We start from the raw sequence: 1,176 nt of genomic DNA, 5'->3' as shown, positions 1-1,176 counted from the left end.
CCACCGGAAACGACGCGGTCCGGCTTCTGGAACACCTCTACCGGCACGCAACAGACCACACGTCCGGCCCTCGCATCCGGGCCCTGCGCCAGATCATGGTGCAGAACTACCACCGTGACGCCGCAGGGCACCTGCACTGGCGCACCGCCGAAAAGGAAGACGGGCCCGGACTGCCGCCCTCGTCCCAGGCGATCGTCTCTCCCTACGACACCTCAGCACGCTACGCACGGCACGGACACATCATCAGTTGGAAGGGGTTCTCCGCTCACCTGACCGAGACCTGTGCCCCCGACGGCCCCAACGTGATCACGGACGTGGCCACCACAGCGGCCACCACTCACGACAGCCAGGCCCTGCCCGGCATCCACACCCGCCTGGCACGTCGCGGACTGCTGCCCGCCGAGCACCTGGTCGACAGCGGCTACACCTCCCTGCCCCACCTGGAACAAGCCACCCGTGAACACCAGGTCACCGTCTCCGGGCCGCTCCGGAACAACCCCACCCGCCAACACCGCCAGAACGAGGGCTTTGCCCGGGACGACTTCCACATCGACTACGACCATCAGCAGGTCACCTGCCCCCAGGGCCAGGTCAGTGCGGGCTGGCACGGCCCCTACCCGACCTCCTCGCCCACCGCGGCCCCGCTGATCGTGGCCAGGTTCACCAAGAGCCAGTGCCGCCCCTGCCCGGCCCGCACTCAGTGCACCACCACCGCCGACAGCGCCCGCACCGTGGGCTTTCCCCGCGAGAGCTCCGCGACCTGCAACTCCGCGTCCGCACCGAGCAACAGACACCCGAGTGGAAGACCCGTTACGCGGTCCGCTCCGGAGTGGAGGGCACGGTCAACGAGTTCGCCCATGGACACGGCATACGGCGCTGCCGCTACCGAGGACAGGGAAAGGCCCACATCCAGCACATCCTGACGGCCATTGCCGTCAACATCGAGCGCCTCAGCGGACTGCCACCAACCGAGGAACCACCTACACCTCGCCGACCGACTGCCTTCCAGAACTACCTCGACCAGCGCGAGATGCCCCGGCCGAAGTCATGGCGAACCCTGGGCACCTGACCTCGACGGCTCCAAGATCCCCGACTGTGAGTATGGGTGAGGCACCGCTCGAGGGTCTGACCCGATCCCCGATTGACGCTTCGGCTGTCCTCACTCTGAACCGTCGA

At 67.6% G+C, this 1,176-nt stretch carries 1 protein-coding gene; it reads left to right on the top strand.

What is annotated here, in order from left to right:
• The first annotated feature begins 673 nt into the window (after positions 1 to 673).
• The gene (locus ACGFU7_RS48230; protein ID WP_393705181.1) at positions 674 to 1,069 is read left to right on the top strand and encodes a transposase; all 396 of its coding nucleotides are present in this window, start codon (positions 674 to 676) and stop codon (positions 1,067 to 1,069) included.
• Positions 1,070 to 1,176: the final 107 nt, after the last annotated feature.

Origin of the sequence: Streptomyces sp. NPDC048473 (assembly GCF_043200155.1) — a bacterium.
Taxonomy (GTDB): domain Bacteria; phylum Actinomycetota; class Actinomycetes; order Streptomycetales; family Streptomycetaceae; genus Streptomyces.
This window is presented reverse-complemented; position numbering and strand designations above follow the sequence as displayed.